This is a genomic window from Comamonas kerstersii (assembly GCF_008801935.1).
Taxonomy (GTDB): domain Bacteria; phylum Pseudomonadota; class Gammaproteobacteria; order Burkholderiales; family Burkholderiaceae_C; genus Comamonas; species Comamonas kerstersii.
The window spans coordinates 433,100-446,718 of sequence record NZ_VZOT01000002.1 but is presented as its reverse complement, the minus strand read 5'-3'; the positions used below and the strand labels follow the sequence as shown (position 1 = coordinate 446,718).

The 13,619-nt window shown below is 60.5% G+C and carries 12 protein-coding genes and 1 pseudogene; 6 read left to right on the top strand and 7 right to left on the bottom strand.

What is annotated here, in order from left to right; all coding sequences use genetic code 11:
- Positions 1 to 7: 7 nt before the first annotated feature.
- From F7P80_RS05225 to F7P80_RS05210, 4 genes are all read left to right on the top strand, one after another.
- Positions 8 to 931 (top strand): polyprenyl synthetase family protein, encoded by a 924-nt coding sequence (locus F7P80_RS05225; RefSeq protein WP_077344801.1) that lies wholly within the window; start codon positions 8 to 10, stop codon positions 929 to 931.
- A gap of 100 nt (positions 932 to 1,031) precedes the next feature.
- Positions 1,032 to 2,927 carry a 1-deoxy-D-xylulose-5-phosphate synthase gene (gene dxs / locus F7P80_RS05220; RefSeq protein ID WP_054066483.1) on the top strand — a complete coding sequence of 632 codons (1,896 nt, stop codon included), beginning with the start codon at positions 1,032 to 1,034 and terminating at the stop codon, positions 2,925 to 2,927.
- A gap of 193 nt (positions 2,928 to 3,120) precedes the next feature.
- Positions 3,121 to 4,203: a TRAP transporter substrate-binding protein gene (locus F7P80_RS05215; RefSeq protein ID WP_054066482.1), complete on the top strand. Its 1,083-nt coding sequence runs from the start codon at positions 3,121 to 3,123 to the stop codon at positions 4,201 to 4,203.
- A 151-nt stretch (positions 4,204 to 4,354) separates the two neighbouring features.
- Positions 4,355 to 5,434 (top strand): TRAP transporter substrate-binding protein, encoded by a 1,080-nt coding sequence (locus F7P80_RS05210; RefSeq protein WP_151043213.1) that lies wholly within the window; start codon positions 4,355 to 4,357, stop codon positions 5,432 to 5,434.
- 144 nt (positions 5,435 to 5,578) lie between these two features.
- Here F7P80_RS05210 and F7P80_RS05205 read toward each other — a convergent pair whose 3' ends face one another.
- The 3 genes from F7P80_RS05205 to yjgA all read right to left on the bottom strand — a co-directional run bounded on the left by F7P80_RS05205 (position 5,579) and on the right by yjgA (position 8,136).
- Positions 5,579 to 6,781 (bottom strand): multidrug effflux MFS transporter, encoded by a 1,203-nt coding sequence (locus F7P80_RS05205; protein WP_054066480.1) that lies wholly within the window; start codon positions 6,779 to 6,781, stop codon positions 5,579 to 5,581.
- An 81-nt stretch (positions 6,782 to 6,862) separates the two neighbouring features.
- Positions 6,863 to 7,456 carry a molybdopterin adenylyltransferase gene (mog, locus tag F7P80_RS05200; protein WP_058879735.1) on the bottom strand — a complete coding sequence of 198 codons (594 nt, stop codon included), beginning with the start codon at positions 7,454 to 7,456 and terminating at the stop codon, positions 6,863 to 6,865.
- Positions 7,453 to 8,136 carry a ribosome biogenesis factor YjgA gene (yjgA, locus tag F7P80_RS05195; protein WP_151043211.1) on the bottom strand — a complete coding sequence of 228 codons (684 nt, stop codon included), beginning with the start codon at positions 8,134 to 8,136 and terminating at the stop codon, positions 7,453 to 7,455. The genes mog and yjgA overlap by 4 nt, the downstream gene beginning before the upstream one ends.
- A 69-nt stretch (positions 8,137 to 8,205) precedes the next feature.
- Between yjgA and pmbA the strand changes: the two genes are divergently transcribed.
- Together pmbA and F7P80_RS05185 are read left to right on the top strand one after the other, a co-directional pair.
- Complete coding sequence (pmbA, locus tag F7P80_RS05190; RefSeq protein ID WP_151043209.1) at positions 8,206 to 9,615, top strand: metalloprotease PmbA; 1,410 nt, start codon at positions 8,206 to 8,208, stop codon at positions 9,613 to 9,615.
- 123 nt (positions 9,616 to 9,738) lie between these two features.
- Positions 9,739 to 10,650, top strand: coding sequence for an EamA family transporter (locus F7P80_RS05185; protein ID WP_151043207.1), 912 nt, complete (start codon positions 9,739 to 9,741; stop codon positions 10,648 to 10,650).
- A gap of 66 nt (positions 10,651 to 10,716) precedes the next feature.
- Here F7P80_RS05185 and ydfG read toward each other — a convergent pair whose 3' ends face one another.
- The 4 genes and pseudogenes from ydfG to F7P80_RS05165 all read right to left on the bottom strand — a co-directional run bounded on the left by ydfG (position 10,717) and on the right by F7P80_RS05165 (position 13,482).
- A complete protein-coding gene (gene ydfG, locus F7P80_RS05180) occupies positions 10,717 to 11,475 on the bottom strand; it encodes a bifunctional NADP-dependent 3-hydroxy acid dehydrogenase/3-hydroxypropionate dehydrogenase YdfG (RefSeq protein ID WP_054066476.1) in 759 nt (252 codons plus the stop codon).
- Positions 11,476 to 11,590: 115 nt separating this feature from the next.
- A pseudogene (locus tag F7P80_RS05175) lies at positions 11,591 to 12,179 on the bottom strand (YiaD family glycine zipper/OmpA-like lipoprotein).
- A gap of 136 nt (positions 12,180 to 12,315) precedes the next feature.
- Positions 12,316 to 12,951, bottom strand: a complete 636-nt coding sequence (gene trhA, locus F7P80_RS05170; RefSeq protein ID WP_054066474.1) for a PAQR family membrane homeostasis protein TrhA — start codon at positions 12,949 to 12,951, stop codon at positions 12,316 to 12,318.
- 177 nt (positions 12,952 to 13,128) lie between these two features.
- A complete protein-coding gene (locus F7P80_RS05165) occupies positions 13,129 to 13,482 on the bottom strand; it encodes a hypothetical protein (RefSeq protein WP_151043205.1) in 354 nt (117 codons plus the stop codon).
- Between the last annotated feature and the right edge of the window lie 137 nt (positions 13,483 to 13,619).

Below are 13,619 nucleotides of genomic sequence, written 5' to 3'. Positions count from 1 at the left end.
GATTGTGATGACAACAGATCTTCCCACCAGCAGCACCGACACATCGGTATTTGATTTTCAGGCATGGACGGATGCGCAACTGCAGCGCACCGAGCAGGCATTGTCGGCATGGGTGGGTGTGGATGCACCAGCGAACCTGGGCGATGCCATGCGCTACGCCGTGCTCGATGGCGGCAAGCGCCTTCGCCCTCTGCTGGTGCTGGCGGCAGCGCAGGCTGTCAATGGCCTGCCTGAGGCCGCGCTGCGTGCGGCCTGCGCGGTAGAGCTGATCCATGCGTATTCGCTGGTGCACGATGACATGCCCTGCATGGACAACGATGTGCTGCGCCGCGGCAAGCCTACGGTGCATGTGCAGTTCGGTGAAGCCCAGGCTTTGCTGGGCGGCGATGCTCTGCAGGCGCTGGCGTTTGAGCTGCTGACGCCTTCGGAGGCAGAAGTGCCAGCGGCCATGCAGGCCAAGCTGTGTCGCATTCTGGCGCAGGCCGCTGGTTCACGGGGCATGGCAGGCGGTCAGGCCATTGACCTGGCCAGCGTCGGCAAGGCTTTGAGTGAGCAGGAGCTGCGTCACATGCACGGTCTCAAGACCGGTGCGCTGCTGCAGGCCAGTGTGGCCATGGGTGTTGCCTGTGCACAGGTGTCACAGCCTGTGCAGCAGGCGCTGGCGCGCTATGCCGAAGCGCTGGGCGTGGCCTTCCAGGTGGTGGATGACGTGCTGGATGTGGTGGCCGATGCTGCCACACTGGGCAAGACCCCTGGCAAGGATGCAGCCAATGACAAGCCCACCTTTGTGTCACTCATGGGGCTGGATGGCGCACGCAGTTATGCCAATGTGCTGCTGCAGCAGGCCTTGCAGGCCTTGAAGGAAAGTTGTCTGACGGATGTGCGCGCCCTGTCGGCGTTGGCACATATGGTCGTTTCGCGCTCACATTGAGTGCTGACTGGGGATGTGTTTTCTGTTGTCGGATTGCTGCGCTACCCCCGAGTGAGCAAGCGCTGTTTGCTGTGTGCAATTTGATTTGAATAATTTGCTAATGACCACGAATGCCTACCCTTTGCTGCAGAAAGTGAACACACCTTCTGACCTGCGTGCCATGTCACGCGGTGACCTCAAAGTGCTGTCTGACGAGTTGCGCGCCTATGTGCTGGACAGCGTGTCGAAAACTGGTGGGCACCTGAGTTCGAATCTGGGCACGGTGGAGCTGACCATTGCGCTGCACCATGTGTTCAACACCCCGTATGACCGCATCGTCTGGGACGTTGGCCATCAGACCTACCCGCACAAGATTCTGACGGGCCGCCGTGATCGCATGTCTACGCTGCGTCAGCTGGGCGGCATCTCAGGCTTTCCGTTGCGCTCGGAAAGCGAGTACGACACCTTTGGGGTCGGGCACTCCTCGACCAGTATTTCTGCGGCACTGGGCATGGCCATGGCGGCCAAGCGCAAGGGCGAAAACCGCCGTGCGATTGCCGTGATTGGCGATGGCGCCATGACGGCAGGCATGGCTTTTGAGGCCTTGAACAATGCCGGGGTTATGGATGGCAATCTGCTGGTCATCCTCAATGACAATGACATGAGCATCAGCCCACCCGTGGGTGCGCTCAACCGCTATCTGGCCCAGCTCATGAGCGGTCAGTTCTACGCCGTGGCGCGCAACGTGGGCAAGAACGTGCTCAGCAAGGTGCCTCCGCTGCTGGAACTGGCCAAGCGCCTGGAGCAAAGTGCCAAGGGCATGGTGGTGCCTGCGACGCTGTTCGAGAACTTTGGCTTTAACTACATCGGCCCCATTGATGGCCATGATCTGGATTCGCTGATCCCCACGCTGGAAAACATCCGCAGTCTGGAAGGCCCACAGTTCCTGCACGTAGTCACCAAGAAAGGTCATGGCTACAAGCTGGCAGAAGCTGACCCTATTGCCTACCACGGCCCCGGCAAGTTCGACCCTGCCGTAGGAATTGTCAAATCCAGCGCGCCCTCCAAGCCCACGTTCACCCAGGTGTTCGGCAAATGGCTGTGTGACACGGCAGCGCAGGACCAGCGTCTGGTGGGTATTACGCCCGCCATGCGTGAAGGCTCTGGCCTGGTGGAGTTTGAAAAGCGCTTCCCTGATCGCTACTACGACGTGGGTATTGCCGAGCAGCATGCTGTGACCTTTGCGGCAGGTCTGGCCTGTGAAGGTGTCAAGCCAGTGGTGGCGATTTATTCAACCTTCCTGCAGCGTGCCTATGACCAGCTGATTCACGACGTGGCGCTGCAAAACCTGCCCGTAGTGTTTGCGCTGGACCGCGCAGGTCTGGTCGGTGCGGACGGTGCCACCCACGCAGGTGCCTACGACATCGCCTATGTGCGCTGCATTCCCAATATGAGCATGGCGACACCTGCGGATGAGCGTGAATGCCGTCAGCTGCTGACCTCTGCCTACGAACAAGACCATCCCGTGTGCGTGCGCTACCCCCGTGGTGCTGGTGTGGGCGTGGAGCCGCTGGATGACCTGTCTGCGCTGCCATTTGGCAAGGGTGAAATTCGCCGCCAGAGCCAGGCTGCGCGCCAGGGCGAAAACGGCAGCACCCAGCCCCGCATTGCCATTCTGGCGTTTGGCACCTTGCTCTACCCTGCATTGCAGGTGGCAGAGCACATCGACGCCACGGTTGCCAATATGCGCTGGGTCAAGCCGCTGGATGTGGAGCTGGTGCGCGAGCTGGCAGCTTCGCATGACGTGCTGGTCACGCTGGAAGAAGGCTGTATTGCAGGCGGCGCAGGTGCTGCCGTGTCGGAAGCCCTGAGCGCAGCTGGCCTGACGCTGCCTGTGCTGCATCTGGGCTTGCCCGACCAGTTCATCGAGCACGGAGACCCTGCCAAGCTGCTGGCCCTGCAGGGGCTGGATGCAGCGGGTATTGAGCGCTCCATTCGTGAACGTTTTCTGGCCTGACTTTGTCTGACGGCATCAAGGGGCTCAAGCCTCTTGTGCCTGACATCAGGCTGAAGGATAGAAGCTTTCGGGGGTTTACCCGGGAAAGTGATCAGGGCCTCTATTCCTAGAATTTTGTGTCCCCTTCTGTGCATGGTTTTTCGGGGAGATTCCATGCCTGAAGGCGGCTGCGTATGAAATTCAAGGAGTAAACATGGACCGTCGTTCCCTCATCAAAAGAGCAGGTATTGCTGGCGTGCTGGCGGCTGGCGTGGCACCTGCCGTTCACGCGCAGCCTGCGGTGCGCTGGCGCATGGCGTCGAGCTTTCCCAAGTCGCTCGACACCATCTACGGCAGCGGCGAAAAATTTGCTCAGACTGTCAAGGCGCTGTCCGGTGGCAAGTTTGAAGTGTCCGTGCACGCTGCTGGCGAGCTGATGCCTGCCTTTGGCGTGGTGGATGCGATTGAAAACAGCACCATCGAAATGGCGCAGACTGCGCCTTACTACTTCACGGGCAAGAATGCCATCTTTGCCTTTGGCTGCGCCGTGCCTTTTGGCCTGACTGCACGCCAGATGGATGCCTGGATGGAGCATGGCAATGGCCGCAAGCTGTTCGACAAGTTCTGCGCCAACTACAACATCAAGAGCTACAGCGCGGGCAATACCGGCACGCAGATGGGCGGCTGGTACCGCAAGGAAATCAAGTCTGTCAACGACCTCAAGGGCCTGAAGATGCGTCTGGGCGGCGGCCTGTTCGGTGAAGCCATGGCCAAGCTGGGCGTGGTGTCGCAGAACATGCCTGCTGGTGATGTGTACCAGGCACTGGAAAAGGGTACGCTGGACGCGACTGAGTTCGTAGGCCCCCACGACGACCAGAAGCTGGGCTTTAACAAGGTGGCACCTTACTACTACTACCCAGGCTGGTGGGAAGGTGGTGCAGAGCTGGGGTTCTTCGTGAACGCCAAGGCCTACAACGCCCTGCCTGCCGAGTACAAGGAAATGGTGGATGTGGCCACCCGCATCGCTGCGCGCGACATGACCGCCAAGTACGACGCATTCAACCCCGTGGCCATCAAGAAGCTGGTGGCGGACAAGACCATCCTCAAGGCGTTCCCCAAGGATGTCATGGACGCAGGCTTTAAGGCCTCCATGGAAGTGTTTGCGGAGCACGAGGCGCGCGACCCTGCCTTCAAGGAAATCCACCAGGACATGCGCGCCTTCCAGCGTGACCAGCTGCTGTGGGAGCGCTTCTCCGAGCTGCGCTACAACCAGTACATGACAGGCGTGAAGCTGTAATTTGCTTGCCGAAGCTGCACGCAGGTGCGCTGGCTTCGTTCAGATAAAGCCGGGATGAGAGTGACATCGCATTCCGGCTTTTTTGCCTGCTAAACCGTCCCAGAAGCGGTGCAGGAGGGGGTTTTTTTCTAGCCCAAAAGGAGACTTCAAAATGGATCGTCGTTCCATGCTCAAGCATGCCGGTATCGCCGGCATTGTGGCTGCAGCAGCAGCCCCAGCGGTGCACGCACAACCTGCTATTCGCTGGCGTATTGCATCCAGCTTCCCCAAATCTCTGGACACGATTTACGGCTCTGCCGAAGTGTTTGCCCAGGCGGTCAAGTCCATGACCGGAGGCAAATTTGATGTGTCCGTTCACCAGGCGGGTGAGCTGATGCCAGCATTCAACGTGGTCGACGGTGTGCAAAGCGGCACTGTGGAAGTGGCCCACACCGCGCCTTACTACTTCTTTGGCAAGAACGAGGTGTTTGCCATTGGCGGTGCGATTCCGTTTGGCATGAACTCGCGCCAGCTGACCTCGTGGATGGTCGATGGCGATGGCGGCAAGCTCATGGGCGAGTTCTACGACAAGTACAACGTCGTGCCGCTGGTCGGTGGCAATACGGGGGCGCAGATGGGGGGCTGGTTCCGCAAGGAAATCAAGACGCCGGAAGACATCAAGGGCCTGAAGTTCCGCGTGGGTGGCTTTGCGGGCAAGGTGCTGGAAAAAATGGGCGCAGTGCCCCAGAACATTCCTGCTGGCGAAATCTATCAGGCGCTGGAAAAAGGCACGATCGATGCGGCCGAGTGGATTGGCCCCTACGACGATCTGAAGCTGGGCCTGAACAAGGTCGCACCTTTCTACTACTACCCCGGCTGGTGGGAAGGCTCGCTGAACCTGTCCTTCTATATCAACAACAAGGCTTTCAACAGCCTGAGCAACGAGTACAAGGCTGTGGTGCGCGCTGCATCCTACGAAGCCCATGTGACCTGCCAGGCACGTTATGACGCACGCAACCCCGGTGCGATCAAGCAGCTGGTTGCTGCCAAGACCAAGGTGCTGCCTTTCTCGCAGCAGGTGCTGGAAGCTTCCTTCAAGGCCACCATGGAGCTTTACGATGAACTGGCTGCATCCAATCCAGACTGGAAGAAGATCTACAGCAACTACCGTAACTTCCAGCGCGACCAGGTGCTGTGGTTCCGCTTTGCCGAAGGGCGCTTTGATTCCTTCATGGCAACGCAGAAGCTGTAAGCAGCAGGCGTGCAGCAAAAAGGCCATCCATGGATGGCCTTTTTTTTGTGGAGAAACTCTCAAAAATAGAGCTGCTAGCGCTTGATTTATAAGCTTTTCAAATATTTTTGTATCGGAAATACAGGTTTATCAAGCGCTGACTGCTCACTTTTCTGAAAGTTCCAGACGCTTGGCGCGGCGCGCTGCAATCCACCAGATCAGCATGCCTGCGCTGACCGAGACCGCATGGCCCAGCGCCAGTGCCAGGCCGCTGTGAAACAGCTGCGGCACCACAATGCCGGCCATGATGGCAAACACGCTCATCTGCGTGAAACCCTGCAGCGACGAAGCCAGGCCGCGCATCTGCGGGAAGGTGCCCATGATCTGCAGCGACAGAATGGGCATCAGCAGCGAAATGCCCAAGGTGTAGCAGGCAATCGGCAGCACGGCCCAGGGCACGGCAGGGGTGTCGGTCGAGAGGTTGTAGAGCACATTGCTGGCACTGCCAATGGCCAGACAGGTGTATCCAATGGCTTTCTGGATGCGCACGGGAATATGCCGTGCCAGCGAACCTGACAGGGCAGAGCCCAGCATGGAGCCGCCGATGAGCGGAATGAACAGCCAGCCAAACGAGGTGGCCTCGAGCTTGAGCACGCCCATGACAAACTCGGCGGCCGAGCTGATGTAGATGGCGGTGGCCCCTGTCATCATCGCTGTGCCTGCCACCATCAAGCGAAATTGCGAGTGGCGCAGCGCCATCAGATAGTTGCCCGCAATCACCCCCAGCTTGAGCGGCTGGCGCTTGGCAGCGGGCAGGGTCTCGGGCAGCACCCGCCAGCACAGCAGCACCAGGATGGCGCCGAAGGCTGCCAGAAAGAAGAAGGTCGCGCGCCAGCCGCCATGGGTCTGCAGCCAGCCGCCAAAGATAGGCGCAAGTGCCGGAGCCAGGCCAAAGCAGAACATGACCAGACTCATCATGCGCTGGGCATCTGCACCCTGAAAGCGGTCCTGCACGATGGCACGTGCCACCACCATGCCCGAGCCAGCCATGGCGCCCTGGGCAAAGCGGATCAGCACCAGACCCTCAATGCTGCTGACAAAGGCAGCAACGCAGGAGGTCAGCGCATAGCCGAGGCTGGAAAACAGCAGCACACGGCGGCGGCCAAAGGTGTCGCTGAGCGAGCCGTAGAACAGCATGGTCACCGCCATGGCCAGCACATAGACGCTCAGGGTCTGCTGTACGGCAGCGGTGGGTGCCTCAAACTCCTGGCTGATGGCGTAGAACGAGGGCAGGTAGGTGTCTATGCCCAGTGCACCCATCATGGTGCACATGGCCAGAATCACGGTCAGACTGAGGTTTTGCTTCATAGGCGGTGGCAGTCCTGCGGGCAGGCCGCCAGACGTAAAAAAGGCACATGGCGGGCATGTGCCTTGTCAGTGGGGGATGGCTTATCCCTGGGGGGCGCGGATCGCGCTCTTGGGGCGAAATGCCTTGCACACCGCATCCACGGTTTCCAGGTACGGGCCACCAATCAGGTCAATGCAGTAGGGCACGGCGGCAAAAATGCCGTTGACCAGCTGCTTGCCATCAGCATCCTTGAGGCCTTCCAGCGTCTCGGCAATCGCCTTGGGCTGGCCGGGCAGGTTGATGATCAGGCTCTGGCCACGGATCACCGCCACCTGGCGCGACAGAATCGCCGTGGGCACAAAGCGCAGGGAAATCTGGCGCATCTGCTCGCCAAAGCCCGGCATTTCCTTGTCCGCCACGGCCAGCGTCGCTTCAGGCGTGACATCGCGCAGGGCTGGGCCGGTGCCGCCGGTGGTCAGCACCAGGCTGCAGCCAGCATCCACCAGCTCGATCAGCGTCTGGCTGATGGTGGCCTGGTCATCAGGGATCAGCCGTGCTTCGAAGGTGATGGGGTTGTGCAGTGCGCGAGTGAGCCAGTCCTGCAGGGCTGGCAGGCCCTTGTCTTCATAGACGCCGCTGCTGGCGCGGTCGCTGATGGAGACAATGCCAATCTTGACGGCGTCATGCGTGCTCATTCGTCGGCATCCTCGTCGATGGCCTGTTCTTCATCATGCTGGCCGTGTGTGCCATTGATGTGAGTCAGCAGCAGCTGAAACAGCTCGCGGTAGGCGCGGCCCTTCTTGGCAGGAGGCAGGATCTGGCCCCTGGCTTCGGCTTCTGCGGCCTTTTGCTTGGCTGTGGCTTCATCCTTGCGGGCCTGGCGCATCAGCGCGCGCACTTGCTGCACATCGGTGGCGGGGAACTGATCCAGCCAGATGCCCAGGTGGTCGTCGCTGTCGATCAGGCGATCGCGCCACTGTTCGGCCACCAGCACATTGGTCTGCTCCAGGCTCACGCCGGTGCGCTGCTCTTCCAGCGCGGCCTTGGCGGCTTCGACCTGGCTTTCTTCCAGCTTGCGCATCAGCTTGCCAATGAACTGCATCTGGCGGCGCTTGGCCTCAAAGTTGGTCAGGCGCTTGTGTTCGGCCAGGGCTTCCAGCAGCTTTTCGGGCAGCTGCAGACGGGCCAGCAGCTTGGGGCGCAGGCCCAGCAGGGCTTCGCCCAGGTCCTGCAGCGCATCGCTTTCTTTTTTCAGGTCGGTGCGGGTCTGGTCCCAGGTGCCTTTGAGTTCGGCCTTCAGCTCCAGGTCACGCTCGCTGCCTTCAGCAACGAACACGCCCTTCACGTAATAGCCTTTTTTCGGTTTGCGTGACATGTCTTTTATTCAGAGGGAATAGGGTGGCAGCGCATAGGGGCTGCAGTGCTCGGTATCATATCCGGCGCTATGAACAAACCCCGTACACGCTCTACAAGCACCACTGCAGCGCAGGCTGATTCCGGCTTCAGCTACAGCCGTTCGTTTTTTGAAGGTCTGGTGGACCAGGCCCTGGCACACGCTAAAAAGCTGGGTGCCACCGATGCCGGTGCCGATGCTTCCGAAGGCTGCGGCCTGAGCGTCAGCGTGCGCAAGGGGGAGCTGGAAACCGTAGAACGCAACCGCGACAAGTCGTTGGGCGTGACGGTCTATATCGGCCAGCGCCGTGGCAATGCCAGCACGTCTGACTTTTCGGAAGCAGCCGTCAAGCAGACCGTGCAGGCCGCCTTTGATATTGCACGCTTTACCGCGGAAGACCCCACAGCCGGTCTGCCCGATGCGGACGATATCGCCACCGAAGACACGCACAAGGACCTGGACCTGTTCCACCCATGGGCCGTGACCAGCGAAGAGGCTGCACGTATCGCCATTGAGTGCGAAGCGGCTGCCCTGGCGACCGACAAGCGCATTACCAACAGCGAGGGCGCCAGTGTCTCGGCCCAGCAAAGCCATTTCTACAGTGCTCACACCCGGGGCTTTCGCGGTGGTTACGCCAGCTCGCGCCACAGCATTTCTGTTGCGCCGATTGCTTCGCTGCCCGGCAAGAACGGCGAGATGCAGCGCGACTTCTGGTACAGCTCCATGCGCGATGCCGTGGAGCTGGCTACGCCCGAGGAAATTGGCCGCTATGCCGCCCAGCGCGCCCTGAGCCGTCTGGGCAGCCGCAAGATTCCTACGACCGAATGCCCTGTGCTGTTCGAGTCGCCACTGGCGGCTGGTCTGCTTGGCGGCTTTGTGCAGGCGGTGAGCGGCGGCACGCTGTATCGCAAGAGCAGCTTCCTGCTGGATTCGCTGGGCCGGCAGATCTTCCCCAAGCACATCAATATCGAAGAAGACCCCTTCATCCTGCGCGGCAAGGGCAGCTCGCCATTCGATGACGAAGGCGTGAAGGTGCGTCGCCGCATGGTGGTGGAGGATGGCCGTGTAGAGGGTTACTTCCTGTCGAGCTACTCGGCCCGCAAGCTGGGCATGAAGACCACGGGTAATGCCGGTGGTTCGCACAATCTGACGCTGACCTCCCGCCTGACCCGCCGTGGCGACGATCTGAAGGCCATGCTCCAGAAGCTGGGCACGGGCCTGTTCGTGATCGAACTCATGGGCCAGGGCGTGAACTATGTGACCGGCGACTACTCGCGCGGTGCCTCTGGCTTCTGGGTGGAAAACGGCGAGATTGCTTTCCCCGTGCAGGAGATCACCATCGCAGGCAACCTCAAGGACATGTATCAGGGCATTGAGGCTGTGGGCGCAGATGCGTATAACTACGGTGCCAAGACCGTCGGTTCGGTACTGATCAACCGCATGAAGGTAGCAGGCAGCTAAAGCGCTGCGACTGTTGTCATGAATCCAAGGCATGCTGCACCCAGCATGCCTTTTTTACGCGCCTGGCATCAGAAGTATTGATAGCTGCCAGCGCAGGTGCAGCAAGCGCTAGAGGTCAAAAACATGCATAACAACAGCAAGGGTTTGAGTGGGGCAGACTGGATCTTGGCGCTGGTCGTGATCGTGATCTGGGGCGTGAACTTTGTGGTCATGAAGTGGGGCTTGCAGCAGGTCTCGCCCCTGCTGCTGTGTGCTCTGCGCTTTGCGGCGGCATCATTGCCGTTCCTGCTGTTCATTCGCCCGCCAAAGAATCTGCCATGGCGCTGGCTGGCTGCCTATGGGCTGGTGCAGGGCGTGGGGCAATTTGGTCTGCTGTTTGTGGGCATGCAGCTGGGCATGCCAGCAGGCATGGCCTCTGTCGTGCTGCAAACCCAGGCCTTTGTGAGCCTGCTGCTGGCGGCCGTGCTGATGCGGGAGCGCCCGCGCAGCTGGCAGTGGGCGGGGCTGTGTGTCGCCACGGCGGGGTTGGTTGTGATCGGCAGTGCGCATGGTGAGGGCCCTGCGCAGATGACGCTGATGGGCTTTCTCTGCACCGTGGGTGCTGCAGCCATGTGGGCGAGCGCCAATCTGATTACGCGCCATGCCGCTAGCTTTGGCAGTTACGAGCCCATTCCTTTTCTGGTGTGGACCAGCCTTTTCCCCATCGTGCCGTTGTTGCTGCTTTCCGCCTGGCTGGAAGGTGGCGTTGCCCATATGCTGGCGCAGGTGCAGGCCATGGACTGGCAGGGCTGGGCGGCGGTGGGCTATCTGGCCTTGCTGTCTACGCTGGTGGGGTATGGGTTGTGGACGCGGTTGCTGCAACGCTACCCGACCAGCACCGTGGCACCGCTGTCACTGCTGGTGCCTGTGGTCGGGCTGATAGCGGCCATTGCACTGCTGGGGGAGCTGCCCAATGCCCAGCAGTGGGCAGGCACGCTGGGTGTACTGCTGGGCATGGCAGTCAACCAGTTTGGCAGCCGCTGGGCACGCAGATAAGCCCGCAAGATGGGGGCTGCACCGCAGCGTGCTGTGCTGCGGCGTAGCTCGTGCAGGTGTGCTTTTTCAGGATTTGAAGGGGCCGCGGTGCACGCTCAGGCCCGCAAAGCTTTGCTGCACAGGCATGATTTCGATGGCATTGACGTTCATGTGCGAAGGCGTCTGCGCAATCCACAGCACGGTGCTGGCAATGTCTTCGGGCGTGAGGTACTGCACGCCTTCGTAGACCTTGGCAGCCTTTTCATCGTCACCGGCAAAGCGCACATTGGAGAACTCGGTGCCGCCGCACAGGCCGGGTTCCACATTGGTCACGCGCACAGGCGTGCCCAGCAGATCGGCGCGCAGGTTACGGCTGAACTGCTGCACAAAGGCCTTGGTGGCACCGTAGACATTGCCACCGGCATAGGGCCAGTTGCCGGCGATGGAGCCCAGGTTGATCACATGACCGCGCTGGCGCTGCACCATGCCGGGCAGGAAGGCGCGGGTCATGGAGACCAGCCCCTTGCAGTTGGTGTCGATCATGGTGTCCCAGTCGTCCAGATTGGCCTGATGGGCTGGCTCCAGGCCCAGGGCCAGCCCGGCGTTGTTGACCAGTACGTCCACCTGCGCAAAACCAGCAGGCAGCTGTGCGGGCAGGGACTGCACGGCAGCACGGTCGGTCACGTCCAGTTCGACGGGCAGCAGGCGTTCACCCAGTTCTGCGGCCAAGGCATCCAGCTTGCTCTTGCGACGTGCCGTGGCAATCACCTGGTGACCAGACTGGACAAAGCTGCGTGCCATGGCGGCACCAAAACCTGCGGATGCACCTGTAATGAGAACGATCATGGAAAACCTCTCCTGTAAATCAACCGTGCATTGTGGGCAGAGCAGACGCGCTACGGCAAGTCTTGGATGACCATGTCAGCCTTCTGCAGGCTGCGGGTGCGAATGCACGTCTGACTTATCGCCCTTGCTCAGCCACGTAGATTTCCACGCGACGATTCTTGGAGCGGCCCCATGCACTGTCGTTGGAGGCAATGGGTTCACGTGCACCACGGCCTTCGGTCTGGATGCGTGGACCTGCTACGCCACGGCTGAAGATGTAGTCGCGGGTGGCATTGGCGCGCCTGACGGAGAGCGGATCGTTGATGCGGGCACCACCTGTGCTGTCCGTGTGGCCGATGATGACGACATGCGTCTGGGGGTAGCGCTTGAGGCTGTCCGCAAACTGGTTGAGCACGGGGCGGAACTGGCTCTTGATGTAGGCGCTGTTGGTGTCAAAGGACACATCCGTGGGAATGGCCAGCTTGAGCTGGTTGTCTGGCGTGCGACTGACGGTAACGCCCGTGCCGCGTGTGGCGGCTTCCAGCTCCTTGCGCTGGCGCTCCATATTGGCTGACCAGATGTACGTGCCCACGCCGCCGACCACTGCACCAATCAGCGCGCCCTTGCCAGCCTTGTTGCCTGTTGCCTGTGGCCTTGGCCAGGCCTGCGCCTGCAATGGCACCTACGCCAGTGCCAATCATGGCATTGCGCTGGGTTTCGGTCATGGTGGCACATCCTCCCAGGGCCAGAGAAGTAGCCAGGGCGAGGATGGAGAGGGTACGAATGGACAATGCTGACTCCTTGAAAAGTTAAAAAATGTATCGCAAATCGATACAGCTTTTCAGGAGTTGCTGGGCAGGTTCAGGCCGCAGCGGCAGCAGCAGGCAGCACGTAGCCAATGATGGCGATGTAGTGCATCAGGCTGCCTGCAATCACGAACAGGTGCCAGATGCCGTGAAAGTGGCGCACATGGTCAAACACGAAAAAGCCAATGCCTGCTGTGTAGAACAGGCCGCCTGCAGCCAGCCAGGCAAAGCCTGTGGAGCCCAGCGCCTGTATCAGCGGGCCAGTGGCAACGATCACGGCCCAGCCCATGACGGCGTAAATCACCAGTGACAGCAGCCGTGTTTCGCTGCGCTGCCACAGCTCCTGCACGATGCCGATGAGGGCCAGCCCCCAGACCACGCCAAACAGGCTCCAGCCCCAGGGGGCGCGCAGGCTGATGAGGCAAAACGGCGTATAGCTGCCAGCAATCATCAGATAGATGCTCAGATGGTCGCACTTTTGCAGAATGCGCTTGGCCCGCCCGCGGACGCTGTGATAGAGGGTGGAGACGGCGTACAGCAGCACCATGGCTGCGCCGTAGATACAGACGCTGGTGATGGCCTGCGCGTCCGTGTACAGGCTGGCATAGACGATCAGCCAGGTAGCACCTGTGAGCGCAAACAGGACGCCGACCAGATGCGTCCAGGCATTGAAACGTTCTCCGTGATACATGGCAGCCCCATGGGGAAAAGTTGCTGGAGGCGGGCAGGCCAGATCACGGCCAGCGCCTCTGTCAGTCCATGATGCATGGACTGTATCAGAGGGACTGGCCATCAAAAAAGCCCACGTGATGTGGGCTGTTTGCTGATGTGGAGGAACCGGCTCAGGACCCGTCCTCAGGCGCGGCAATCAGATGGCCAGGGCCAGCAGATCGCTTTCCACGCACACGCCGTTGTCCAGAGCGGCGCGCACGACAAAGCCTTCGTCCAGTGCTACGAGCTGGGCGCTTTCTGCGTTAAAGCCTTCGCTGCCCTGTTCAGACTTGAACGAGAAGTAGCCACGCAGGGGCAGCTCGGCCGCACATTCCATGTCGATGTCGCTGTGCTGCTCGTTGAGCCACTGGCGTGCCGACTGCAAGGAGGCTGCCACCTGCAGGCATTCAGCGGGGATGTCGATATGGGCTGTACGGGTGACTTCGTCACCGCTCAGACCTTCGAGTTCACCAATGGTGAAAAATGCAACTTCAAAGCTTTGCTGACTCATGATGCTGTGAGTTTCTTGCTATCAAAAAAGGTGCATTTTGCGTGCTCTGGCAAATGCCTGAGAGTCGTAGGGTATGGCGATCAGGCCCGCAAAAAAAGCCCCGGCGCAAGGCTCGGGGCTCAGGGGTGAAAGCCGCA

Excerpts from the sequence above, each read along its gene's own strand:
- dxs (WP_054066483.1), top strand. The coding sequence starts at position 1,032 with ATGACCACGAATGCCTACCCTTTGCTGCAGAAAGTGAACACACCTTCT.
- F7P80_RS05215 (WP_054066482.1), top strand. The coding sequence starts at position 3,121 with ATGGACCGTCGTTCCCTCATCAAAAGAGCAGGTATTGCTGGCGTGCTG.
- F7P80_RS05225 (WP_077344801.1), top strand. The coding sequence starts at position 8 with ATGACAACAGATCTTCCCACCAGCAGCACCGACACATCGGTATTTGAT.
- F7P80_RS05205 (WP_054066480.1), bottom strand. The coding sequence starts at position 6,781 with ATGAAGCAAAACCTCAGTCTGACCGTGATTCTGGCCATGTGCACCATG.
- F7P80_RS05185 (WP_151043207.1), top strand. The coding sequence starts at position 9,739 with ATGCATAACAACAGCAAGGGTTTGAGTGGGGCAGACTGGATCTTGGCG.
- ydfG (WP_054066476.1), bottom strand. The coding sequence starts at position 11,475 with ATGATCGTTCTCATTACAGGTGCATCCGCAGGTTTTGGTGCCGCCATG.
- F7P80_RS05210 (WP_151043213.1), top strand. The coding sequence starts at position 4,355 with ATGGATCGTCGTTCCATGCTCAAGCATGCCGGTATCGCCGGCATTGTG.
- mog (WP_058879735.1), bottom strand. The coding sequence starts at position 7,456 with ATGAGCACGCATGACGCCGTCAAGATTGGCATTGTCTCCATCAGCGAC.
- trhA (WP_054066474.1), bottom strand. The coding sequence starts at position 12,951 with ATGTATCACGGAGAACGTTTCAATGCCTGGACGCATCTGGTCGGCGTC.
- F7P80_RS05165 (WP_151043205.1), bottom strand. The coding sequence starts at position 13,482 with ATGAGTCAGCAAAGCTTTGAAGTTGCATTTTTCACCATTGGTGAACTC.
- yjgA (WP_151043211.1), bottom strand. The coding sequence starts at position 8,136 with ATGTCACGCAAACCGAAAAAAGGCTATTACGTGAAGGGCGTGTTCGTT.
- pmbA (WP_151043209.1), top strand. The coding sequence starts at position 8,206 with ATGAACAAACCCCGTACACGCTCTACAAGCACCACTGCAGCGCAGGCT.